22 protein-coding genes are annotated in these 24,423 nt (G+C 45.1%); 5 read left to right on the top strand and 17 right to left on the bottom strand.

Going from position 1 to position 24,423, the window contains the following annotated elements:
- Entirely contained in the window at positions 1-2,220 is a 2,220-nt protein-coding gene (locus HUB64_RS02375) for a bifunctional diguanylate cyclase/phosphodiesterase (RefSeq protein ID WP_173496278.1), read from the bottom strand.
- A gap of 200 nt (positions 2,221-2,420) precedes the next feature.
- On the opposite strand from HUB64_RS02375, the gene thpR reads away from it, so the two are divergent.
- A complete protein-coding gene (gene thpR / locus HUB64_RS02370) occupies positions 2,421-2,966 on the top strand; it encodes an RNA 2',3'-cyclic phosphodiesterase (RefSeq protein WP_173496277.1) in 546 nt (181 codons plus the stop codon).
- A 124-nt stretch (positions 2,967-3,090) separates the two neighbouring features.
- Here thpR and HUB64_RS02365 read toward each other — a convergent pair whose 3' ends face one another.
- Positions 3,091-3,870, bottom strand: a complete 780-nt coding sequence (locus HUB64_RS02365) for a tetratricopeptide repeat protein (RefSeq protein ID WP_105250260.1) — start codon at positions 3,868-3,870, stop codon at positions 3,091-3,093.
- 431 nt (positions 3,871-4,301) lie between these two features.
- On the opposite strand from HUB64_RS02365, the gene crp reads away from it, so the two are divergent.
- From crp to HUB64_RS02345, 4 genes are all read left to right on the top strand, one after another.
- Positions 4,302-4,937 (top strand): cAMP-activated global transcriptional regulator CRP, encoded by a 636-nt coding sequence (gene crp, locus HUB64_RS02360; protein ID WP_006080082.1) that lies wholly within the window; start codon positions 4,302-4,304, stop codon positions 4,935-4,937.
- A gap of 82 nt (positions 4,938-5,019) precedes the next feature.
- The gene (locus tag HUB64_RS02355) at positions 5,020-5,367 is read left to right on the top strand and encodes a PepSY domain-containing protein (RefSeq protein WP_105250261.1); all 348 of its coding nucleotides are present in this window, start codon (positions 5,020-5,022) and stop codon (positions 5,365-5,367) included.
- Positions 5,348-6,022: a response regulator transcription factor gene (locus HUB64_RS02350; RefSeq protein WP_131523983.1), complete on the top strand. Its 675-nt coding sequence runs from the start codon at positions 5,348-5,350 to the stop codon at positions 6,020-6,022. Before HUB64_RS02355 ends, HUB64_RS02350 begins: the two co-directional genes overlap by 20 nt.
- Complete coding sequence (locus tag HUB64_RS02345) at positions 6,019-7,347, top strand: ATP-binding protein (RefSeq protein WP_131523982.1); 1,329 nt, start codon at positions 6,019-6,021, stop codon at positions 7,345-7,347. The genes HUB64_RS02350 and HUB64_RS02345 overlap by 4 nt, the downstream gene beginning before the upstream one ends.
- A gap of 103 nt (positions 7,348-7,450) precedes the next feature.
- Here the strand turns inward: HUB64_RS02345 and HUB64_RS02340 are convergent, their stop codons facing one another.
- The 15 genes from HUB64_RS02340 to hflK all read right to left on the bottom strand — a co-directional run bounded on the left by HUB64_RS02340 (position 7,451) and on the right by hflK (position 24,416).
- Positions 7,451-8,254: a DUF1338 domain-containing protein gene (locus HUB64_RS02340; protein ID WP_173496276.1), complete on the bottom strand. Its 804-nt coding sequence runs from the start codon at positions 8,252-8,254 to the stop codon at positions 7,451-7,453.
- A 209-nt stretch (positions 8,255-8,463) separates the two neighbouring features.
- On the bottom strand, positions 8,464-9,924 hold the full coding sequence (astD, locus tag HUB64_RS02335; RefSeq protein ID WP_173247537.1) for a succinylglutamate-semialdehyde dehydrogenase: 1,461 nt from the start codon (positions 9,922-9,924) through the stop codon (positions 8,464-8,466).
- Between the two features lie 9 nt (positions 9,925-9,933).
- A complete protein-coding gene (gene astA / locus HUB64_RS02330; RefSeq protein WP_105250266.1) occupies positions 9,934-10,953 on the bottom strand; it encodes an arginine N-succinyltransferase in 1,020 nt (339 codons plus the stop codon).
- Positions 10,954-11,080: 127 nt separating this feature from the next.
- Positions 11,081-12,298, bottom strand: a complete 1,218-nt coding sequence (locus HUB64_RS02325; protein ID WP_105250267.1) for an aspartate aminotransferase family protein — start codon at positions 12,296-12,298, stop codon at positions 11,081-11,083.
- Positions 12,299-12,606: 308 nt separating this feature from the next.
- Entirely contained in the window at positions 12,607-13,518 is a 912-nt protein-coding gene (locus HUB64_RS02320; protein ID WP_173496275.1) for an alpha/beta hydrolase, read from the bottom strand.
- Positions 13,519-13,572: 54 nt separating this feature from the next.
- The gene (locus tag HUB64_RS02315) at positions 13,573-14,718 is read right to left on the bottom strand and encodes an HDOD domain-containing protein (RefSeq protein ID WP_173496274.1); all 1,146 of its coding nucleotides are present in this window, start codon (positions 14,716-14,718) and stop codon (positions 13,573-13,575) included.
- 205 nt (positions 14,719-14,923) lie between these two features.
- Positions 14,924-17,404: a prolyl oligopeptidase family serine peptidase gene (locus HUB64_RS02310; protein WP_173496273.1), complete on the bottom strand. Its 2,481-nt coding sequence runs from the start codon at positions 17,402-17,404 to the stop codon at positions 14,924-14,926.
- Between the two features lie 179 nt (positions 17,405-17,583).
- The gene (locus HUB64_RS02305; RefSeq protein WP_173496272.1) at positions 17,584-18,168 is read right to left on the bottom strand and encodes an aminodeoxychorismate/anthranilate synthase component II; all 585 of its coding nucleotides are present in this window, start codon (positions 18,166-18,168) and stop codon (positions 17,584-17,586) included.
- Between the two features lie 178 nt (positions 18,169-18,346).
- Positions 18,347-18,784 carry a ClpXP protease specificity-enhancing factor gene (locus HUB64_RS02300; RefSeq protein WP_105250272.1) on the bottom strand — a complete coding sequence of 146 codons (438 nt, stop codon included), beginning with the start codon at positions 18,782-18,784 and terminating at the stop codon, positions 18,347-18,349.
- Positions 18,784-19,413: a stringent starvation protein SspA gene (gene sspA / locus HUB64_RS02295; protein ID WP_006080065.1), complete on the bottom strand. Its 630-nt coding sequence runs from the start codon at positions 19,411-19,413 to the stop codon at positions 18,784-18,786. The genes HUB64_RS02300 and sspA overlap by 1 nt, the downstream gene beginning before the upstream one ends.
- A 96-nt stretch (positions 19,414-19,509) precedes the next feature.
- Positions 19,510-20,205 (bottom strand): cytochrome c1, encoded by a 696-nt coding sequence (locus tag HUB64_RS02290; protein WP_131523976.1) that lies wholly within the window; start codon positions 20,203-20,205, stop codon positions 19,510-19,512.
- On the bottom strand, positions 20,205-21,419 hold the full coding sequence (locus tag HUB64_RS02285) for a cytochrome bc complex cytochrome b subunit (RefSeq protein ID WP_105250274.1): 1,215 nt from the start codon (positions 21,417-21,419) through the stop codon (positions 20,205-20,207). Before HUB64_RS02285 ends, HUB64_RS02290 begins: the two co-directional genes overlap by 1 nt.
- Positions 21,419-22,009 carry a ubiquinol-cytochrome c reductase iron-sulfur subunit gene (petA, locus tag HUB64_RS02280; RefSeq protein ID WP_006080059.1) on the bottom strand — a complete coding sequence of 197 codons (591 nt, stop codon included), beginning with the start codon at positions 22,007-22,009 and terminating at the stop codon, positions 21,419-21,421. The genes HUB64_RS02285 and petA overlap by 1 nt, the downstream gene beginning before the upstream one ends.
- Positions 22,010-22,379: 370 nt before the next feature.
- Positions 22,380-23,273, bottom strand: a complete 894-nt coding sequence (hflC, locus tag HUB64_RS02275) for a protease modulator HflC (RefSeq protein ID WP_113939145.1) — start codon at positions 23,271-23,273, stop codon at positions 22,380-22,382.
- A 3-nt stretch (positions 23,274-23,276) separates the two neighbouring features.
- Positions 23,277-24,416 carry an FtsH protease activity modulator HflK gene (gene hflK, locus HUB64_RS02270; protein WP_028761770.1) on the bottom strand — a complete coding sequence of 380 codons (1,140 nt, stop codon included), beginning with the start codon at positions 24,414-24,416 and terminating at the stop codon, positions 23,277-23,279.
- Positions 24,417-24,423: the final 7 nt, after the last annotated feature.

Below are 24,423 nucleotides of genomic sequence, written 5' to 3'. Positions count from 1 at the left end.
TTACAGCTGTGGATAGGGCGCAAAAATCTCACGCTTTTCGAGCCAAGGTTGACTGAGCCCTGACTGTAGTTCAGCTAAGCGTATCGGTTTATTGATGGCGTAACCTTGAGCATAGTCGACGCCTAAGGCTTGCAATTTCCAACCTATTTCTTGGGATTCGACAAATTCAGCAACCACATCAAACCCCATATCTTGACCAAGTTGGCAGATGGATTTTACGATCGCCTGATCCGCAGAGTCTTGGCAAATATTGACGACAAATTGGCCATCAACCTTTACAAAATCCACATTGAGGCGCTTAAGGTAAGCAAAGCTAGAAAAGCCTGCACCAAAATCATCGAGGGCTAATTTACAATTGAGCGGACGAAGTATCTCGAGTAACTTTGTGGCTTGATCAAGCTGACTCACAGCCGCGGTTTCTGTGATCTCGATGCAAAGCTTATCCACCAGCTCAGGTTCGGCCATCAAACGCATTTCTAGCCAATTCATAAACTCATGGTCGCCCAAAGAGGTTGCCGACAGATTCACAGACACAAGATCCAATTGCTGCCAAATATCTAAATGACTACCACCCCACTTGAGCAAATTATCGATCACCCAAAGATCAACCTTAGAAGCCAAGTTGTATCGCTCGGCGGCGGGTAAGAAGATAGCAGGAGACACTATAGTGCCGTTAGTCTGCACCATACGCAGTAGGATCTCTAAATGTAAGCCAGTTTCCTCGCGGTTTAACGGCACTATGCTTTGAAAATAAAGCTCGAATTGGTTTAACGCGAGTGCGCCGACGATATCAACAGAGGCCATCATCTCGGTGTAGAGACGGTTCATTTTAGGATCGCTCGCACTGTATAAATGCCAGCCATTTCGGCCTTGATCCTTCGCCAATCGACAAGCAGCGTCAGCTTGACTCATGACGGTATAAATATCGGCAGATTTTTTATCTAGTCTAGCAATCCCCATACTGACACTGACATTGTGACTACGACTTTCCCAAATAAACTCATGATTTGCTAATTGGGTACAAATCCGCTTAGCAATCTGTTTCGCAGAGTCCACATTGCAGTAATGCATCAGGATACCAAACTCATCGCCCCCTAAACGGGCAACAATATCGCCTTTACGTACGAGCTGTTTCAAACGTAATGCGACTTGGCAAAGCAGTTTATCGCCCGCCTGGTGGCCACTGATATTGTTAATGACTTGGAATTGGTCTAAATCGAGAAACGCCACGCAAATAGGCATATCATCGTGGGCATGTAGTAGGTTTTCTAATAGTGCTTCAAAATGTAGCCGATTAGGTAAACCCGTAAGTGCATCATAATTGGCATGGAACGACAGCTCATCGGCTAAGCGGTACTTTTCACTGACATCTTCGGCAATCATGACTAAAGTATCTTTATCGCCGCTAATCTGGCTAAAACTCAGTTTTAACCAAGTTAATTGATGAATTGATTTTAAAGGTAATTCACACCAAGCTTGGCCGAGCACACCTTCTCGTACCACATGTAAGGTATCGGTTAGCATGGCGTGTTCTTCCTCACGCACCATGTCGAATAAATCATAGCCATGTTGAATTGGCAGGGTTTGCAGAGCGACTTTATTCAGCATAGTCAATTGATCATGCTTATCTAACAAGGCGCAGGCTAAGGGCAACTGGTTGAATACTTCACAGTATTTATGTTCACTGGCAAGCATGCTTAAAGCAATACGCGTCAATTCCATCGCAGAGCCAATCATCACAGCGGCGTGATTAAACTCACTTATAAACTCTTCGCTCCATTCACAGCATTCGGAGCAATTTACGGCCCCCAAGGCAATACGGGTTTCGCCAAACACGACTGGCGGCAATACTAATAGACTCTTGACGTCCCAATCCCTTAATAAAGCTCGCTCAGCCTGAGCATCGGCAGGTAAGGTATTCACATCAGCCAGATTTAATAGACGCGGAGTACGGACAAGAGAGCGAAAAAATGGCATTCGTGCCAAGGGCCAGACTCGGGTTTGTTGGCCTTGGGCAAATTGAGGTTTTAAATACAGATTACGCGTGCGTAAACGATCCAGTGACTGGCTTCCGGTTAATACAAATACCCCGTCACAATGCAGTTGCAAAGTAATAGTCTCAAGCGCTCTGTCAACATTCTGCTCTAAGGTTTCTAGCGGGGATTCACTAAAAATACTGACCAAAGCCTGTTGGAGTGGATTAGCTAAACCTACTGACATGAAAAGTCTCTTCCTTACCTAAAAATCCATTTAAGGTATTATCGACGTGCATTAAGTATAGGCTCACAGTGAATTAAACGTCTGCTTGAGTCACAAATTAGCTGATAAATTCAACAGCTAGATTAACGCTCAAATGCGCTTAACGTCAAAGTGTTCGCTGAGATAATCCATATTAAGCCCTCCAAAAGGATGATAAACCGATGCAACAAAGGCTATTCCTCGGCTTCGCTCCCACAGATAGTCAAAGGGGATACCTAAGTGAATTGCAGCAGCTATTGATATGCCACCTTAATCCTGAGGCGAAAGCGGTGAGTGTCAGCAATCTGCATTTAACGCTCCGCTTTATGGGTCAAGCTAACAACGAGCAAAAAATCGCCCTCCTTGATGCGGTTGACCGCTTAGTGAAGCCAAGATTTAGCGTTCGGCTTAACCAGCTCGATGTATGGCCCAATGCGCAAGTATGTTGCTTGAAAGGCGATGATATTGAGCCTCCGTTAGCGCAATTCGCTAAACAGACGCAAGAAATTGCTGACCGACTGCAATTGCATCGGAATGAGCACAACTTTTGCCCGCACATCAGTTTATTTAGAAAAGCAAAACAATGGACACTAGATGAGTCGGCTTTATTGCAACTCAAAGGTATGAATACGCTGACGTTAACGCCCGATAATTTGCATTTATACCATTCAAAAAGCACAAGCACGGGTGTCGAATATCACATCCTAAATTCTTGGACACTCGGTTAACCTTAATCAAAAACAAAAAGCCCGAGTATCCACTCAGGCTTTATTTTTACACTTATGAATCAATGTATTAATCAATACTAGAATAAAAATAGCAGTTAACTAGAGAGCGATGATGAAGAAAGCCCTATTCGAGTAAACGTAAGGTTTCGCGATAGGCACGCTTTTGCTCGTAGGTTTGTAACCGCAGCATAAACTCATCAGTCTTAGTCATTTCAGCATTCATTTTCAACGCTTCTATCGCTTTCTGCTGCGTCGAAATAGCAGCACCAAAATCGCCTAACTCAGCATAAGCCGCAGCTAAATTATCAAGATTTGTAGGATCGTTTTCATTCACTTTGAGTAATTTTAAGGACAACTCGACCGCTTTATTGCCATCACGATATTCTGCTTCGGGACAAGTTGCTAAAATCCACGCCACATTGCCCAAAGCAACATCATCACCCACTTGGGAAAATTGCTCGACCGCTTTACCGCAGTTGCGCTGCACACCGTCACCGCCAGACGCATAAATAAAGCCTAAACGGAATTGAGCCCAACGACTGCCCTGCTCACTCAACGCTTTATACCAATGCTCAGCGACTGACAAGTCACGCTTGATCAATTGGCCTTCAAATGACAGATCCGCTAAGGTTTGCTGCGCTTTTTCATGCTGTTGTTCGGCGGCAAGTGAGATCCAGTGCAATCCAGTGGGCACTTCTTGCGACACAAAACGTCCAGAGAGATACATTAATCCTAGCAAAAATTGGGCATCGGCATCACCTTGCTCTGCCGTCACCTGAATATGCACAAACTTACTGGCCGCAAGTTCAGCTGCTGGCTGCGGGATAGAAAATGCGTGCGCCGCAGAGCTCAGCCCTATTGTTAAGCTTAAACCTGCACCTAAAACCCATAATCTGTATTTCACTTGCTTACCTCTCTTAAAAACAACTGCCCTCAAAGTTAGCCAGAATTAACCCCATAAGTCGAGCCTAAATACACACAAACCTCAGGATAATGGGGGAAGCTAAGCCAAATGGAATGTCAAATTTAAAAAGTGAAACATGTTATTGTGTAATTTAGTGGCATATTTTATTCATAATCTATAATAAAACTGCTGAAATAGACTGGTAAGATGTGATTAACTCGACAGAGTTAAGTGAATCCAGCGAGTTTCATATCGATTTAGTTGACTTAAATCACTAAAGTAGCAAAATAAGCTCTAATTTTAGATGGTTAATTGCATTTATTCACTTATTCTAAACTAAGACTTCCATCAAGTTTTTGTGAGTTTAATTGACGTAAAATGCTTATTTAGAATACTCTTACTTTCGTTTTAATCAATCGAGGAACACCAACATGGCTCTGATTGGTAAGCCAAAACCTGATCCAACTTTGGAATGGTTTTTATCACACTGTCACATTCATAAGTACCCTGCAAAGAGCACTCTTATCCATGCTGGTGAAGACTCAGATACCCTTTATTACATAGTAAAAGGTTCTGTAGCGGTATTGATTAAAGATGAAGAAGGTAAGGAGATGATCCTTTCTTATCTGAATCAAGGTGACTTTATCGGTGAACTAGGTTTGTTTGAAGAACAAGCCGAACGTACCGCTTGGGTTCGTGCTAAGCAAGCTTGTGAAATCGCTGAGATTTCATATAAGAAATTCAGACAGTTAATTCAAGTTAACCCTGAAATTCTGATGAAGCTGTCTGCACAAATGGCCTATCGCCTACAAAGTACCAGCCAGAAAGTGGGTAACCTTGCATTCTTAGACGTTGCAGGCCGTATTGCTCAAACTCTATTACATCTGGCTAAACAACCTGATGCTATGACACACCCTGATGGCATGCAGATTAAGATCACTCGTCAAGAGATAGGCCAAATCGTTGGCTGTTCACGGGAAACTGTGGGTCGTATCTTGAAGATGTTAGAAGAACAGAATTTGATCCAAGCTCATGGTAAGACAATCGTGGTATACGGTACCCGTTAAGTTAGTCTTCAGCTTGATTTAAGCCTGCCTTATTAAAGTGGCCTAGAATAAATTCTAGGCCATTTTTTATTGGGGAGCTCAAATGAAACGGCTGTTTTTAATCTGTTTTTTCAGCCTATTCACGCTGGTGCATCCAATAATCTTGCATGCCGAACCTATTGAATTAGAACATTATCAAGCCAAGGCGTTAGTTAACTCTGGGCAAATATTGTCCTTAAACGGTACACTCGCCGTAGTGAACCAATTTTGCCAAGGTGAACTAATTGATGCTCATCTCTATCAAGAAGATCATAAATGGCGCTATGATTTGCAAATCAAAGTTCAGCGTGGCCAAATCGTTAATCTCAGTATTGATGCAACTAATGGTCAAGCCGATCAATCAATAGCACTACCGAGCGAATGTCGAAAACATGAAACTGTTACTCGTTGAAGATAACCCAATGCTAGTCACCGAGCTGGAGAAACAACTCAAACTCGCTGGCTATGTAACCGATATTACAGACAAAGCGCTTGAAGCCGATTATCTGATCAAAGAAACCCAATACGATTGCGTAATCTTAGACATAGGTTTGCCCGATGGCAACGGCCTCGAACTGCTCGAAGGCTGGCGAAATCAAGGGATCAGCACTCCAGTTATCATGCTGACTGCCCGCAGCCAATGGCATGAAAAAGTAGAAGGTTTTAATGCTGGCGCCGACGATTACTTAGGTAAACCTTTCCACGCCCAGGAATTATTGGCCCGAATCCAAGCTTTAATCCACCGTGCACATGGTCGTCTAAACACCTCAAGTAAACAATTGAGTTATGGTGGCGTGGTTTTAGATGAAGCAGAGCAAACGGTAAAAGTGGCCGAGCAGCTGTATGAACTCACAGCAATGGAATTCAGGCTGTTAAAAATCTTCCTCATGTCACCTAAGAAGCTGTTATCTAAGACGCAGCTAACCGATAAGCTCTATCAGTTTGACGATGAAAAAGAGAGTAATGTGGTCGAGGTTTATGTCACCCATCTACGCAAGAAACTGGGTAAAACCACGATCGAAACCCGTCGCGGCCAAGGTTACATCTTCCACGGCATTATTGAATGATCTCGATCCGCACTAAGCTCAGTTTATGGTTAACTGGCTTACTCGTGTTAGGTACTGTGATTGGACTGATACTGTTTGAGTCCATGCTACGTCAGGCCTTCCACGACTCTATTATCAATCGCTTAGAAGAAGATCTCGAACATATCATGCTGGCAACCCATATCCACGATGGGGAGATCAGCATAGATCAAAGCCAGCTTTCCAGTTTCTACAAGCCCGCCTATTCAGGCCGTTATTTTCAGCTTAACCTGCCAAATGAAGTGATTCGCTCACGCTCCCTGTGGGATATGCAGTTAGATATCGAGCCACTGGCACCGAATCAAACCCGCGTCTGGCAAGCTAAAGGGCCAAAAAATAACGATATGCAGTTATTATCACTGGGATTAAATTCCAGCAGTGCCAATGTCAGCGCCACCTTAACCGTTGCGCAAGATTTGAGTATCGGTAGACGCGTGTTTAGTGAGGTTTATGGCACTAAGCTTGGTGTCAATCTGGCGATGTTAGTTGCTATGATCGCGGGGATATTCTTGATCCTACGTCAATCCTTTAAGCCAGTTAAGCACATACAGCACGCGCTTTCTCGGCTAAGACAAGGGGAAATTAACGCACTGGAGCTCAATAATATTCCTCCCGAAGTACAACCATTAGCAAAAACCTATAATGAACTACTTGAGTACACTGCCAAGCAAATTGAACGTAGCCGCAATAACTTAGGTAATTTGAGCCATGGGCTCAAAACGCCACTTGCCGTGATGCAGCAACAGGTTGAAGCTCTTGGCCTCAAAGATCCTGAAACTGCCATTGCCCTGCAGCAGCAACTTGATTCGATTCACAAGATGGTCGAGCGTAAGCTGGCTGCGGCGAGGATCACTGGCGACATGCTCCCCGCTGCGCAATTGGTGATCCCTAGGGATTTACATAGCCTAGCCAACACGCTAAATAAGGTTCACCGCAATAAATCCATTGAATGCGATTTCGAACTCGATCCCAATATTCTCAGACTGCCTATTCACAGGGAAGATGGCATGGAGCTCTTAGGCAACCTGCTAGACAACGCCTTTAAATGGGCCCAGAGCCGAGTCAGCATTCAGCTATCGCGTCAGCAAGAGCGTCTCTGCCTTTGTATCGATGATGATGGTCCAGGGGTTGCTGATGATGAGCTAGATAAGCTCACACAAAGAGGAACAAGGCTTGATGAGTCTGTGATGGGTCACGGTTTAGGATTATCAATAGTAAAAGAAATTGCCGAGCAATACGAGATTGAACTGCAGTTTAATCACAGCACTCGCTTAGGTGGATTGAGGATCGAGCTGACCTTTAGCTAGCCCCGGGTTATGCCAATCGTATTTAATGCCTTGTTTGAAATATCCATAAAAAACGCCATCGAATTGATGGCGTTTTTTTTATGCAGAAAGCAATTTGAGGACGTTAGACTTTATTCACATTGGTGCTTTCAAAAATCTTGTCGGCAGACGCCGCCACAAAGCCGGTGTAGAGCTCGCCATTAGCCATAGGATAACGTAGTGCAAACTCATAGAAACAGCTTGGGATTTCCACTGTCGCGTCAGTAAATTCAACACCAATCTTATCGGCCATAGTCGACGATTGTTCTAACAAGACTTCTGGCGAACCTTTGATCTCGCCACCTGAACTATTGAGCACAAAGCCCGCTTGCTTCAGAGCATCATTCACTGACTCTAAAGTCTCAAAACCGTCGAGGTGATTGATAGACACAGTGAAATGGTTAGCGCGATAACCAAAAGCCGCTACCCAAGCTGCATATTCACTCTCAGTTAATAAGTCCTGATAGGTTTTAGCATCTAAAGACCAATGACGGCCTGAGTAAATAAAGTTGTCAGCGGTCGTCGCTGCAGCATCCACTTGGGCGATTAAGCCTCGAATGGTGTCTTGCAGCGCAGGGCTAAATTCTTCAACTAACAGCTCAGAGATAAACACTTTAGGCTGAGTCGAGTCTGGATGTTCAAAATGCTTAGCGATCAGTTTTTTCTGTTCAAACTTATAATCACCGCAAGGTACATAACCTAATGAAGTGAAATGCTTAGCCAGTACGTCCAAATTCACCTTAGCGATATTGAAAGTACGCAGGGCAATATGGTCGTTGATGATCGGCTTACCATGACCCAACAAAGCGTGCACTTTTGCCGCTGAAGGGGTCATTTGAATATAGTCTTGCCACAGAGCGGCAAATAACGCGTTGATGTCGGTATGCATAAAAACTCCTTTTATTGTGCTGCGGTTATTGCTGTTATTTTGCCGCAAACACTAAATGTAACGACCTAAATGCCACTGTTGCAGCGTCACACATACCCACAGTAGAAACTTAAGTAACGTCACTGCTTGTTATTAAAAAGGAAGAACATTAGTCCTTCCTCCTCTTTCCCACATATTCTTTACCGCATAAAAGTCAAATCCCTACCCGCTTACAAGCTCAAACCTGGGCTTAATGTCGCGGGTAAACTCACGGCATCAGCCTCGACCGAAGCGACCGGATAAGCACAGTAATCGGCGGCATAGAAAGCACTCGCTCTGTGGTTACCCGAAGCCCCAACACCACCAAAAGGTGCCGCGCCCGATGCGCCAGTGATTTGTTTGTTCCAGTTAACAATGCCAGCACGAATACGCGCGAGGAAATAATCATAATCTTCACGGCTATCGGCAAGTAATCCCGCAGACAAGCCGTAACGCGTTTGGTTAGCCAATTTGATCGCTTGATCAAAATCACTGTAACGCACCAGCTGCAGTAGAGGTCCGAAGTATTCTTCATCCGGCAATGCATCGATCGCTGTCACATCGATAAGGCCAGGAGACACTAAGCCTGTACCCGCTTCTAGATGGGTCAACTCGACCAAAGACACGCCGCCTAAGTTCAACAGATTCGCCTGCGCCGCAACCATACCCTTAGCGGCAGTTTCAGAAATCATTGAGCCCATAAAAGGTTGTGGCTGCGCATTCCAAGGACCGACTTTAATCTGTTTAACCGCATCGACTAACATGGCAATCAGCGCATCGCCCTGCTCGCCTTGCTCGACATATAAACGGCGCGCACAAGTGCAACGTTGGCCAGATGAAATATAAGCCGACTGCAAAATATCGTGCACTGCGGCCTTAATATCCTGCACACCTTTGATGATCAGTGGGTTATTACCCCCCATCTCAAGTGCTAAAATCTTGCCCGGATGACCGGCATATTGTTGATGTAAAAAATGACCTGTGCGTGAGCTGCCAGTAAAGAACAGACCATCGAGCTGCGGGTGAGAAGCCAGTGCCTTACCCGTATCCACCTCACCTTGAACTAAGTTAAGCACGCCAGCAGGCAGACCCGCTTTATCCCATAGGCTAACCATCAGCTCAGCGACTTTAGGCGTGAGCTCTGAAGGTTTGAAAATCACGGTATTCCCCGCCAGCAGCGCAGGGACTATGTGGCCGTTCGGCAAATGACCAGGGAAGTTGTAAGGACCGAACACCGCCACAACACCGTGGGGCTTATGGCGGATAACCGCACGTCCTGCTGGCGTATCGTTGGCTTCTGTGCCCGTACGTTTATTGTAAGCCGCAGCCGATAAAGCAATTTTGCCTATCATGGCACCGACTTCAGTCGCGGTTTCCCACTGAGGTTTACCCGTTTCTTGGGCAATCGTTTCTGCTAGTTCCGCTTTATTGGCTTCGAGTTGGCTGCGATACGCTTCAACTATGGCTAAACGCGCATCAAAACCTAACATAAACCAATCAAACTGTGCGGCGCGCGCAGCATCAACGGCGGCATTAACTTGTTCTGCAGTGGCCGTTTTACCAGTCCAAATAGATTGTGCATTGGCAGGGTTAATTGAGGTCACGTCATGACCTTTGCCAGCATGCCACTGGCCTTGAATATAATGTGTCATTGGTTATTCCTACATTGCCAAAATACGGATTTGATCGCCTTTTGCGAGTAACAAACCCGCGGCCAGCTCAGGGCTAATGATGATATGTTCGGATTTGTCGTCCACGGCCAATGCAGCAGACGTCGCTCGGTAATTGGCTAATTGGGTATTTGAGATAATAAATTGAGTGTCGGCTTCGACCATGTCACCAATATCGACGGTTAATAAACGGCTTTCACGCACGCCGCGAATGTCCGATAAACGACACTCAACCGTTGGACCACCATCAAAAATATCCACATAACCGCGGCATCTAAAACCTTCGGCCTGCAGCAGACTTAATGCCGGACGGGTATTGGTATGCACTTCGCCAATCACTTTCTGCGCTTCTTCCGGCAACAGACAAACGTAGACAGGATTTCGTGGCATCATTTCGGCCATAAATGCCTTTTTACCTAAGCCAGAAAGATAATCCGCCTGAATAAAATCTATGCCCAAAAAGTGTTTTTGCAACCAACCATAAAAAGGTGAATGCCCCTCGGCGTCGCTTACACCGCGCATTTCGGCAATCACAGTTTCGCCAAAACGCTTCGCATGTTGAGCTAAAAACAGAAATCGACTGCGGGATAACATACGGCCATTGTTGCCCTTGCGATATGCTTCACGCAAAAACAGCGTGCACATCTCAGCAGCACCAGTGTAGTCATGGCAAAGGGTGAGTGTTTCGACCTCGTTACGCACGTCAATTTGCTCAGAATGATAGACTTCGGTACCGAGTCGATAATGGTAGAACGCATCTTCCATTCCCACCGCCGCTTCGATGGCGCACGTTCCCACCACTTCACGGGTATCGGTATCTTCCAACACCATTAGATAACCTTCATCGAAGGGAGTCTCTACGGCTTTGACGAATGAGGCTTCTGCTCGAGCAATTTTATGTCTGAGCAGATCCGCATTCACAGGTAATGACGTAAAACCATGACCAGACTCTTCGGCAATTTGATATAAGGCCTCAAAATCGCCAGCCTGAATAGGACGTATGATTAACATCTTAGTGTCTCCTCACTTTGGCTTACCGTGCATCAAGGCACCTCTCTTCAAAAAGACAGGTAGTGATGCAGGTAAGTATTCCCTGACAAAAAAGGAGTGCGAATAAATTCAGCACTCCTTTGGTCATTTAGGCGGCAGCTATGCTCGCCACAGCACGTTCAAAACGAGCTAGACCTTCAGCAATATCAGCCTCAGGGATCACCAGAGAAGGAGCAAAACGCACCACGTTAGCACCCGCCATCAGGCTCATTAAGCCTTCAGCGACAGAGGCCACCAAAAAGTCGCGTGAACGACCTTGGTATTGTTCATTAAGAACGGCCCCTAAGAGTAAACCTTTACCGCGTACTTCTGAAAAAACATGATATTTTTCATTGATTTTGTTCAAACCATCACGCAATAACTGCTCGCGATGTTTTACGCCATCTAACACTTCAGGTGTGTTCACTACATCTAACACAGCATTACCGATAGCGCAGGCTAATGGGTTACCACCGTAGGTAGAACCGTGAGTGCCCACTTTTAAATGCTCGGCAATCTCAGCCGTTGTCAGCATAGCTGCGATAGGGAAACCACCACCGAGCGCTTTAGCTGTGGTTAAGATGTCAGGCACGATTTCAGTACCCATGTAAGCGTACAGTTCACCAGTACGGCCCACACCTGTTTGGACTTCATCAAAAATCACTAGTGCATTGTGCTTATTAGCCAATTCACGCACGGCTTTTAGGAATGCAGGATCGGCATCAATAATACCGCCCTCGCCTTGCAGCGGCTCAAGCATGATGGCGCAAGTCTTATCGGTTACTGCGGCTTCTAAGGCGGCAACATCGTTAAATGGCAGGTGAGTAATGCTCTGCGGCTTAGGACCAAAGCCATCGGAATAGGCAGCTTGTCCACCGACACTGACGGTGAAGAATGTACGGCCGTGGAAAGCTTTATCGAACGCTATGATTTCATCTTTCTCAACGCCATGTTTTTCTAAGGCATAACGACGGGCAAGTTTTAATGCGGCTTCGTTGGCTTCGGCGCCAGAGTTGGCAAAATACACTTTGTCGGCAAACGTGCTATTAACTAATTTAGTCGCTAATGCTAAGGCTGGCTCATTCGTCATTACGTTTGACAGATGCCATAATTTTTCACCTTGTGTCTTAAGGGCATTCACAAGGGCTGGATGACAGTGACCTAAGCAATTTACCGCAATACCGCCAGCAAAATCGATAAACTCGTTGCCCTCTTGGTCCCAAACTCGGCTTCCTTCGCCACGAACAGGGATCACGGCAGCAGGCGCATAATTAGGCACCATCACTGCGTCAAACTGGGCACGGTCCAACTTCATATCAACGCTCATTCTTCTTCGTCCTTTGTGTTTGTGTAACGGCGCCTTGCACCGTCAGAGTCCCATAGGTATCTTTATCTAGAGTTAGTGATACTGGGATTGCTTGTGTCTATTAATAACCATTATTAGCGAAAATGTGATCAAAATACCAGTTTTTCACAAACATCAATCCACGCACTTCCACCCAAAGTGCATAAAGATTGCAGTTTAAGAACTATACAAGCGGTTAAGCCCGTGGCTTGCAGCATAATTAGTCAGAAAAAAAGTTATTTACCCCTCATTTTGCTAGCTATTCACTGAATGTGAATAACTACACCATTTTAACGAATCAAATGTGAAAGCACAAAATGGCCAATTTTCGACCTCACTTCAAGGGCTTCGGGCAATAAATTGAACAAAGGAAACACATGGGGCATGTTAGGGTAAAAGCAGCCCGTTATCTCACCACCACAGGCTTTTATTTGGGCGACTAAACGTTCAGAATCCTGTAATAATAACTCCCGCGTACCCGCAATCACTAAGATAGGCGGCAGGTCTGCCAAGTTTCCCTGTAAGGGGGAAACTTTTGCAGACATAGGATCGGCCCCCGCAAGATAAGCGCCACGTAAGCGCAGCAATGCCTCTATGGTAAAGAAGGGATCGTCGGCTGCGAGTATCAACTCAGTATCCCCCGTAAGCGCTAAGTCTAACGCGGGCGATAGCAAGATACAGGCGGTCGGTAAAGGCAGGGCTAAACGTTTTAATTCCAGCAACAAACTCAGTGCTAAATTGCCGCCCGCCGAGTCACCCATGAGGATCAAATTCTCCGTGCCTTTCAGCTCAATTAACCGCCTATAGGCTTCAAGTACATCATCAAATGGCGCGGGGAAAGGATACTCTGGTGCGAGACGATAATCCGGAATATAAGCATCTAATTGACAACGCTGGCAGATATCTGCGACCAGTCTTGCATGGGCATGGGGCGTTTTAAAACAGAAGCCTCCGCCACGGATATAAAACAGATTTCCAAGGCGAGGAGGTTCGTTCAGAAGCACATAATGTAACAAGTTTGAGTGTTGTAAGGGGATGGTAGCGCTGACTAACTTATCCGGCCAAGGGAGCCAACGTCTATCAAGCTCAAGCAACTTTTCACGCACTTGCGCTAAGGGCATTTTTGCCTGTCCACGACTGATGGATGGCCTAGCGACATAGGATAAAATGGTATTTAGTACAGATGCTTGCCAGCTTGGCATATCCATTCCTCTACTTAAACGCCGCAATCATGGCGCTACGTAGCAGACCGAGGATTACAGCAGATCTAACTTCCTATAGTTTTGTGCTTTTAAGCGCAGTACTTCTTGCTCATTTAACTCATAATAATCAAACATTAAGCGCTTTTCTTGGGGATCGATTTGACGCATTTCTTCGAGCAATACCACCTTAGCATAACAGTTTGCCCGCGCGACTAATGCCGACTGAGGCGACAATTCTCGATAGCTTAAGGTTTGGTCTAACTCCTTTAACAACCGAGTTAAGGGACTCGCTTCAAACTTAAGTAACTCTAATAATTGCCAATTAAGTTTAAGACCATGGTTTAACACTTGTTCAAACACGGCCTTAGCAGGAAACTCAGTGGCAATCACCGCATCATACACTTCCTTATCACGGCTGCTACTGGCTTCTCTTATCCAAGATCCCCATGTTTGGTCGAATAAACGGGCACTTAAACTCAATACAACGGATGTGCCTAACTGATTAAGTAAGGCACTACTATAAACCAAGGCTGAGTCAGTATTATGAAGCTGAGCTAAAGCATTTGCCGCTATGCCACTGACTATGCTGTAGCGCCATAATTTACGGGTAGTCCATAACAACTTAGCATTGCCACTAGGAAGCCAATTTCGCAAACAAAAGTAAGGAATAATAGTGCGAAGGTTTTCGATACCGATGTAATTCATCACTAATTTGATATCAGTGACCCGCACATCTGAGCTCTGAGACCGGCGAGCGCGAAAAGATGGGCTGTTGACCATGTTGGTTAAGTCACGGCACAACCAACTTAAGTTACTGATCAATGGCCTTAATCGCGTTGCATCGAGATTTTTTGCCAGCAATAATTCCAACAAGAGGATTTGCGACTCATTGATATCTGACTTAGCCAAAACAGATTCAGGGGACGCGAGTTGATGCTCGATGGCGTTAATGACAGTTTCATGCAACTGGCTCGATACGGCTTCAAACACTTCTTTAGCTTTAATTTGTTTCATCAAACGCACCAAAATGGCTTCGCGTTCAACATCTAACTTATTTGCATCGGCCTCTAATTCAAGGTCGAGTTCATCCAAAAGAGTCGGGCTCGCTTTTTGCTTTCCGAGGATCAATTGTTGATAGAGTCTATGTTCTATCTCTATAATTTTGCCGGGTCTTACACCGCCCGCAACCGAAATCGCCACTATAAATCTTTCCTATATCGCTAATGCCCGAGTGACGTCAACACAATCAAACTCTCAAAATCATTACAATTTCAGCACATACACTTAATCTTAGCAATAATGCAAAGTCGCAGAACGCAAACAAAGAGTTATATCGGATATTTCCTAGTCAGTTACCCAATAAAAAGGCCTCGACTAGGAGACCTTTAACAGAAATCGAACTGAATTATTTGAGTTCTTGTTCAAATAACTTATAGATGCGGCGGTATTCATCTAACCAGCTAGAAGGTTGACGGAAACCATGGGGCTCAACAGGATAAATCGCCATTTCAAAGGTTGGTTTTTCCAGTTCAATGAGGCGCTGTACCATACGCACACTGTCTTGGAAGAAAACGTTGTCGTCCATTACGCCACTCATAATGAGTAGTGGTTTAGTTAATCCTTGGGCATGCTCAATAGGAGAGCTGCGCTCATAGGCGATAGGATCGACATCAGGCGTATTTAAGATATTAGAGGTATAAGGCGCATTATAATGTGCCCAGTCCGCCACAGGACGCAATGCAGCTCCAGCTTGGAACAAGTCCGGCGCGGTAAACAAAGACATAAAGGTTAAGAATCCACCGTAAGAGCCACCATAAGTACCGACACGCTTAGTATCGATATGGGTATGAGTCGCCATCCACGTTACGCCATCCTTTAAGTCTTCCACTTCTGGATGACCCATATTGCGATAAATAGCGGTGCGCCAATCTCGGCCGTAACCTTTAGAGCCACGGTAATCCATGTCCATTACAACATAACCTTGTTGAGTCAGCAGGTTGTGGAACATAAACTCGCGAAAATAACCGCTAAAACCATAATCGGCATTCTGCAGATAACCTGCGCCGTGATTGAAAATCACCGCAGGATATTTCTCAGCGCGGGACTTATCATAGCCTTGCGGCAGATAAACTCGAGCGTACACATTGCCAGCACCATGATTTGAAGGTACTGCTACCACTTCTGGCGCTTGCCATGGGTAATTTTTGAAGGCATCACTGGTATAAGACGTCAGCTGCTTTAACTCGCCGCCAATGGGTTGAACATAAAGCTCATTTGGCTGAGTACGGCGTGAAGCATTGAGTAATAGCTGAGTGCCATCGGGGCTTAAGCTGTAATCTAAGTTGCCATCCCACTGGGTTAGTTGCTCATTTTTACCTGTGGCAAGATTCACGCGGTGAACGTTATAAATGCCGGGGTGACTCTGGTTCGCTTTGTAATAGATGTAATTGGCATCCGGTGACAGCGTAATATCACTCACCACAAACTTGCCTTGGGTTAACGCACGCGGCTTTTCGCCTTGAGCTTTAATATAAAGCTGCGAATAACCGGACTCTTCTGACAAGTAATACAAGGTATCCGTATCCGGTAACCAACCGAATTGGTTGTAGTCGTAATTCACCCATGCATCATCATGCAAACGATGTTCGGTAATGAATTTACCCTTAGCAAGATCGACACTGGCGATCCAGCGATCTTTGTTATCAGTTGCTTCTAGCATCAGGGCTAATTTATTTTCCGACTCATGCCATTGAATCGCACTCTGAGTCCAGCCCCAATCCTGCATCAACTGAATTTTACGTGGCGATTTAATGCTTTGATAAGTTTCGCCTTTCGCTTTAGCATTTTCAGCTTTCACTTTAGCTAGCACATCTTCATCAAAACCAGTAAGGCCCTCGATTGTGATATCGACTTTTTTATGTTGGTTTAAATCAAGCACAACAAAACGTTGCCCTGGTGGCGTATCTTCAGCCACGCGCGCGCGCACTGGCACAGGGTCGATATAACCTTCGCTACCTAAGTAATTAGGCATGATGTCGTGTTCGCTGCTACCTGTGTAATTTTTATCTGTAAGCGCGACTAAAATATAGCGGCCATCGGGTGATAAACTCAGCTCTGACACCACTTCACTATCGCCTAAATACCAAGTGCTGGCGGCGAGCGTTGGATCATTTTTTTGTAATTCATCTTGGTACTGCGCTTTAGCTTTAGCATTTTCTTGCTGCAGCGCTACATACTGAATCAATCTGTGCTGTTGTTTCGCAATATAAGATGTCGGCTCTTTTACCGCTTCTGGTGCTTTCGCCATTTTAATTTCAGCAAGTTGCTCGACTAAGCCAGAATCTTGATGGATCTGGAAAACATTATCGCCCTGCCAATAGGCAATATCGCCATTATTGAGATAACGCACACCATCGATGGCGGTGCGCTGGCGAGTCAATTGGCTAATTTTACCTGTGCTTAATTGCTTAACAAAAATGTTGCCCTGATACAGATAGGCCTTGTGGGACTTAGTGCGATCAAACACGCCAAACTGCTGATCTGCGGCATGTAACTTATCGAGAGCTAGCTCTACGGCGCGACTGTCATTGATGCCTTGCTGATAATAGCTACGCAAAGGTGAAGCACTCGCTTGGCGGGCAAACAGCACGCTTTGGCTATCGTCGCTCCAGTAAGCCTCTTTGGCAAAGATCCCCATCCAATCAGGATTTGCCATAATTTGATTAAGCGTAAGCGCCTGTGAAACTTGTGGCGGTTGGGCTAAGGGAACTTGGAATGCTGGCGGAGCTATTACGGGAGTTGCAGTTTCAGTCGATGTCGCTGCGCACCCTGCCAATACGGCAACCGCTAACGCACTAAAACCCAAATTTCGCATTACGCTTCTCATTTATCCTTCCTTTTATTGTTATCGCAATGGCTAAATGACCCAGTCTACTTATTTGCTGGTTTCGCCTATTCGCGTAGTTTTGCGGCAGTTATAGCATAGTTAATCGCTAAACTTGCTTAAAAGAAGGATAAATCTTGTAACAGAAATTGATAGTGTGGAGAGTTTTTAAGGCGAGAAAATTATACGGGCACAGCCGGTTGCGCTAAAAAATTGGCTAACAGTTCGAGACCTTGCTCGGTAAGAATTGATTCGGGATGAAATTGCACCCCATAAAGTGGTAAGTCCTGATGGCTCATGCCCATGATTTCTCGGCCGTGAATTGCATCATCAAACCAAGCATCGAGTACAAAACCGTCAGGCACAGCATCAACCAGTAACGAATGATAACGTGTCACGGTTAAAGGCTGATTTAATCCCTTAAATAACCGCTGTCCAGTGTGCGTAATGGCACTGACCTTGCCGTGCATTACCCGCTCGGCACGCACGACATTGGCACCAAAAACCTGTGCCATCGCCTGATGTCCCAAACAGACACCTAAGATTGGCATGCGCGCAGTAAAATGTTCAATCGCCGCGAGGGAGATCCCCGCCTCATTAGGTGTGCAAGGTCCGGGCGAAATCACCAGATGACTAGGCGCAAGCGCCTCAATGTCGGCTAGGCTAATTTCATCATTACGTTTAACTACTATCTCTTGCCCTAGCTGCTGAAAATACTGCACTAAGTTAAAGGTGAAAGAGTCGTAATTATCGATCATTAGCAACATACAAGATCCATTGGTCTAAATGGGTAAAGGTAACGCATATCCAACGGATGAATGCGGGCGCAAATGCTATCACACCTTGTACTTAAGGTTTAACCAATTACGGCGATAAAATACAGCGACAAAAAAGCCAGTCATTAGACTGGCTTAGTTTTTAAACGACTTGGGCATTTCACCACAGTTATTTAACCACAGTTAAATGACTGCGACGCTTAGGGGGCTCATCTGTCGGTTCAAACGCTTTATCTGTTGTTTCAACGACAGATAAAGATGAATCGACTTCATCGTCCATCAGGTAAGCATCTTCGATATCGAAGACAGTGCCAGCACCGTTTTCACGGGCATAAATAGCGACAATCGACGCCATTGGCAACATCACCTGCTGAGGAACACCACCAAAACGCGCATTGAACTCCACACACTCATTGCTAATTTGCAAATTGCCCACTGCGCCAGCAGCAATATTCAACACTATCTGGCCATCCTTCACGTATTGCTGCGGTACTTGAGTGCCTTCAACAAAGGCATCAACCACAACGTGAGGAGTCAATTGGTTGTCCATCAACCAATCATAGTAAGCCCTTAGTAAATAAGGACGATTTGGAGTCAAAGGTTTCATTACATACCCATGCGCATTTCGCGTTCGGCTTCAGTTAAAGAAGCTTTAAACGATTCACGCTCAAAAATACGTGTCATATACGCTTTGATATCTTTAGCTACACGGCTATCTAGCTCAATACCTAATACAGGTAAGCGCCACAACAATGGGCCAAGGTAGCAATCCGCTAGACCAAATTCTTCGCTCATGAAGTAAGGCACTTCACCGAAGATAGGCGCAATTGCGATCAGGCTTTCAGTCAACTCTTTACGAGCCGCTTCAACACGATCACCTTTACGGATACGGTCAACGAGCGAATACCAGTCTGTATCTATGCGATGCATCATCAAACGGCTTTGGCCGCGAGACACTGGATAAACTGGCATCAAAGGCGGATGAGGAAAACGCTCATCCAAATATTCCATGATAATGCGTGATTCGTATAAAACGAGTTCACGGTCTACCAAAGTTGGCACTGAGTTATATGGATTTACTTCGAGCAAATCCTCAGGCATTTCGTTAGGGTCGACCTGTAAAACATCAACAGTAACCCCTTTCTCAGCTAACACGATACGTACTTGATGGCTATACAGATCATCAGCACCTGAAAACAGTGTCATGATAGAGCGTTTGTTGGCAGCAACAGCCATTGATACCCTCCAGAATCGAAATAAAACAAAAGTAAACGAGGGGCAAAGCCCCCCGTTTACACTATGCGGATATTACATTTTACCCGTTATTGGTGCCTAGTGTACATCTTTCCAATACTCTTTCTTCAAGAGGTAGGCCACAATAAAGAATATAAATAGGAATCCGAGTACCCACCAGCCCATAGCTTGACGCTCTAGCTTAACAGGTTCAGCCGAATAAACTAAGAAGCCAGTGATATCACGTACTGCTTGGTCGTATTCTTCCGCATTCAATTTACCGCCAGTCACCACAATAGTGCCATCTTCTTGTTTAACTGGTGTGCCTTGTAACTCTTCGAGTACATGTGGCATGCCAACAGATGGGAATACTGTGTTATTCACACCAAATGGGCGACTTGGATCTTTATAGAAGCCTTTCAGATAGGAATAAACCCAATCTTCACCACGCACGCGAGCAACTAAAGTTAAGTCTGGCGGTGTAGCACCAAACCATTTAGCAGCATCTTTAGGTGGAATAGCGTTTTGCATCAACTCACCAATTTTAGCATCGGTGAACATATACTTATTACGCATATCATCCGCAGAGATACCGATATCGGTTGCTACACGTTCATAACGTTGATACTGAGTGCTATGGCAACCAGAACAGTAATGTTGGAACAGGTCCACACCACGTTCTAAAGAAGCTTTATCATGCAGATCAACATTGGCATCTTCTAAATGTACGTGTCCGCTCGCGGCAATTGCCAAGGTCGGCAACAAGGCAACTAATGCAATCAATAATTTTTTCATTAGTGTGTCAACCTCGCTGGAACAGGTTTAGTTTTTTCATTCTTGCTGTATACCCACAGCGCCACAAAGAAACCAAAGTAAGTGAAAGTAAACACCTGTGCAACTATCGTCAGCGTCGGCGTGGCAGGCACTACCCCTAAATAACCCAATACTATGAAAGATATAGCAAATTGAGCAATATTCAGCTTATGTAGCGTACTACGGTAGCGAACTGACTTCACTTTACAGCGATCTAACCAAGGCAATACGAACAGTACTGCAATCGACAGACCCATCATTATCACGCCACCCAATTTATCAGGCACAGCACGTAAAATGGCGTAAAAAGGAGTGAAGTACCAAACGGGTGCAATGTGTTCAGGTGTCTTCATCGAGTTAGCCGCTTCAAAGTTTGGCTTTTCAAGGAAGTAACCACCGCCTTCAGGAATAAAGAACAACACATAGCAGAACACTATCAGGAAGCCCGCGACGCCCATAATGTCTTTTACAGTGTAATATGGGTGGAATGGAATACCGTCAACTGGCCAGCCATTTTCGTCTTTGTTCTTCTTGATTTCGATACCGTCAGGGTTGTTAGAACCCACTTCATGCAACGCAATTAAGTGTAAAAACACGAGTACGACTAATACTAGCGGCAGAGCAATAACGTGCAACGCAAAGAAACGGTTCAGCGTTGCGCCAGAGATCACGTAGTCACCACGGATCCACAGGGTTAAGTCGTCACCAATAACTGGAATTGCACCGAACAGAGAGATAATTACCTGCGCGCCCCAATATGACATTTGACCCCATGGCAGCAAATAACCCATAAAGGCTTCGGCCATCAACACGAGGAAAATTAACATACCGAACAGCCACAGTAGTTCTCTAGGCTTCTGATATGAACCGTAAATTAAACCACGGAACATGTGCAGATAGATCACAACGAAGAAGGCTGATGCACCCGTTGAGTGCATATAACGCAGCAACCAACCGTATTCAACATCACGCATTATGTATTCAACAGAGGCAAATGCACCTTCTGCTGTTGGTACATAGTTCATCGTCAACCAGATACCTGTCAGTAATTGGTTAACCAATACCAACATCGCTAGCGAACCGAAAAAATACCAAAAGTTAAAGTTAGTTGGCGTAGCGTACTGGCCCACGTGACGGTTATAAGTCGCCGTCATTGGGATACGCGCATCAATCCAATTAATTAAATTCTTAACCATTACGCCACTCCTTTATCTACACCGATAATCACGGTGCCATCATCAACGTATTGATGTGGAGGGATAACTAGGTTCAATGGAGCAGGTACGCCTTGGAAAACGCGACCAGCCATATCGAACTTAGAGCCATGACATGGACAGAAGAAACCAGAAGTGACACCTTCAACTTGCTCACCAAATGAATCTGGCAAATAAGTAGGTGAACATCCGAGGTGGGTACAAATACCGACAGCAATAAAATACTCTGGCTTAATTGAGCGCAAAGGATTTGTTGCATAATCAGGCTGCTGCATCTCAGCAGAAGCAGGATCTCTTAACTTATCATCATGTGTTGGCAGTTCATTGATCACAGCATCTGTGCGACGGACAACCCATACAGGTTTTCCACGCCACTCAACACGGATCAGCTGACCTGGCTCTACTTTACTGATATTTACTTCGACCGGTGCACCTGCAGCTTTCGCTTTGGCACTCGGATTCCATGACTTGATGAAAGGAACCGCTACAGCGACGGCACCAGCACCACCTACTACGGCGGTTGCGGCTGTCAGGAATCTGCGACGTCCGGTATCGACTGGCGCATTGCTCATCCACTTATCTCCCAGAGGGTGTTGGAATTTTTATATTTCAAAGACTTTCAGCCCTTAGTCATCACTAGGGTCAAAAATCGAAGTTTGAAGCGGGGCTCATTATAGCTAAAAATTAGAAGCAGATCATAGTGAAAACACGCAAGTAAGTTAGGGAGATTGCGTGTTTTTTAAAAAAAGCCTAAAAAAGACCCAACTATTAACCCATTTTAATTCATTTGGATCATATTTTAAGCTTCTTGTCTGTGATATCGGCATAAAGCATGCATCGCTAATATAAATTAGCCCAGACTTTTCAAACTAAGTTAACAATCACCAGATAAAAAAATAGGCCCTGAGTAACAGGACCTATTAAATCAATACTTTTAATGCATTACTTCTTAGGTGCAGTGCTCTTCATATACTTGAAGAACTCGCTATCAGGCTCTAACACCATAATATCGGACTTACCTGAGAAGCTGGCTCGATAAGCCTCTAAGCTACGAACAAAACCGAAGAACTCAGCATCTTTGTTGTAAGCATCAGAATATATCTTCGCTGCTAACGCATCTCCTTCACCTCGGATGGTTAAGGCTTTACGTTCAGCTTCGGCAATCTTCACCGTCACATTGGCATCTATCGTTGCACGAATAATTTCAGACTGTTCTTTACCTTGCGCTCTATGCTCTTTTGCCACAGCTTGACGCTCTGCTCGCATACGCTGGTAAATACTGTTACTGACGTTAGCCGGTAGATTGATTTGCTTTACACGCACATCAACAACTTCAATACCTAAGTCTTTTGCACTTTCTGAGGCATTGGATAACGCATCATTTTGCAGTTCATCACGCTTACCAGAAACAATCTCTCTAATAGTGCGACGACCAAACTCTGTGCGTAAATCGTTGTTGATCTTACGTTGTAATAGCGATTCTGCATTCGACTTAATACCACCGTTTGTAGACAGGTAATATTTTTCGAAATCCATAATGCGCCACTTCACATAGGAATCGACCATAAGGTCTTTCTTCTCTGAAGTCACAAAACGATCAGCTGCACCATCGAGTGTCTGAATACGGGCATCGAGTAATTTTACTTTATCGATCACAGGCACTTTCATGTGCAGACCTGGGCCGTAGACGCGGGTGACTTGCTTACCGTCAACGTCGTCTTTTAAAATTTCACCGAAACGCGCCACAATAGCGCGCTCGCCTTCATTCACCACCATTAAAGATGACAAACCAATACCTAAGAGCACGGCGATAAGAATAACGCTTAATCTACCCATGGATTACTCCCTCCCTTGGCGAGTACGATCATCGCGGGATGGACGTCCACTCAAAGGCTCATTCGCGCGAGTCGTTGATACAGATGAAGAATTAACATTTTGCTGTGGCTTAGCTTCCAGCTCATTTGTCGCAGGCTTCTGCTGAATTAACTTATCTAGCGGTAGGTACATTAAGTTGCCGTTGTTCTTAGCATCAATCAGCACTTTATTCGTATCTGTCATCACTTGCTGCATTGTATCAAGATACAAACGCTTACGAGTCACTTCAGGCGCAGCTTGATACTCTGGTAATAACAACTCAAAACGAGCCACTTTACCGCGAGCTTCTAAGACTTCACGCTCTTTGTAAGCATTCGCTTGTTGCGCCATACGTTCAACTTCACCACGAGCTTTTGGTTCAATTTCACGGGCATAAGCTTCAGCTTCACGAATAAAACGTTGTTCATCTTCTTGGGCAGAAATCGCATCATCGAAGGCGTCTTTCACTTCTTCTGGCGGACGTGCCGGTAAGAAGTTAACGTCAACAACAGCAAGACCCAATTTGTACGGTTCAAGAATGCGCTCTAACTCTTTCCACGTATCGCGACGAATAGCATCACGGCCCGTAGTCAGAATATCATCCATCTTGTTATGTCCAATGACATAACGCAGTGCACTGTCAGTCGCTTCACGCAAACTGGCGTTCGCATCGACGGCACTAAATAGATATGAGTAAGCATCTAAAATACGATACTGAACATCAAGCTCAACTTTCACGACGTTTTCATCGGATGTCAGCATGCTACCAGACGCAGGAATAGAGCGAACCGATTGAATGTCGACGGGATAAATTTGGTCGATAAATGTGGCTTTCCAATGAAGTCCAGGGCCAATTTCGCCAGCGTGTTTACCAAATCGCAGTGCCACACCACGCTCAGCTTCTTTAATTGTATAAAAACCCGAAAGTCCCCAAACAACTACAGCAACAGCAAGAATGATGATTAGGCTAAACGAACTAAAAGACTGGCCTGAGCCATTTCCTTTGCCGCCAAAGCGCTTTGAAAGATTACGAAAAACCTCGTCAAGGTCCGGTGGTCCTTTGTCGTTACCACCTTTATTTCCCCAAGGATCATTACCCTTGTTACCGGGCTCGTTCCAAGCCATTTAGCAC

Source organism: Shewanella sp. ISTPL2, from assembly GCF_013283205.1.
Taxonomy (GTDB): Bacteria; Pseudomonadota; Gammaproteobacteria; order Enterobacterales; family Shewanellaceae; genus Shewanella; species Shewanella oncorhynchi.
This window is presented reverse-complemented; position numbering and strand designations above follow the sequence as displayed.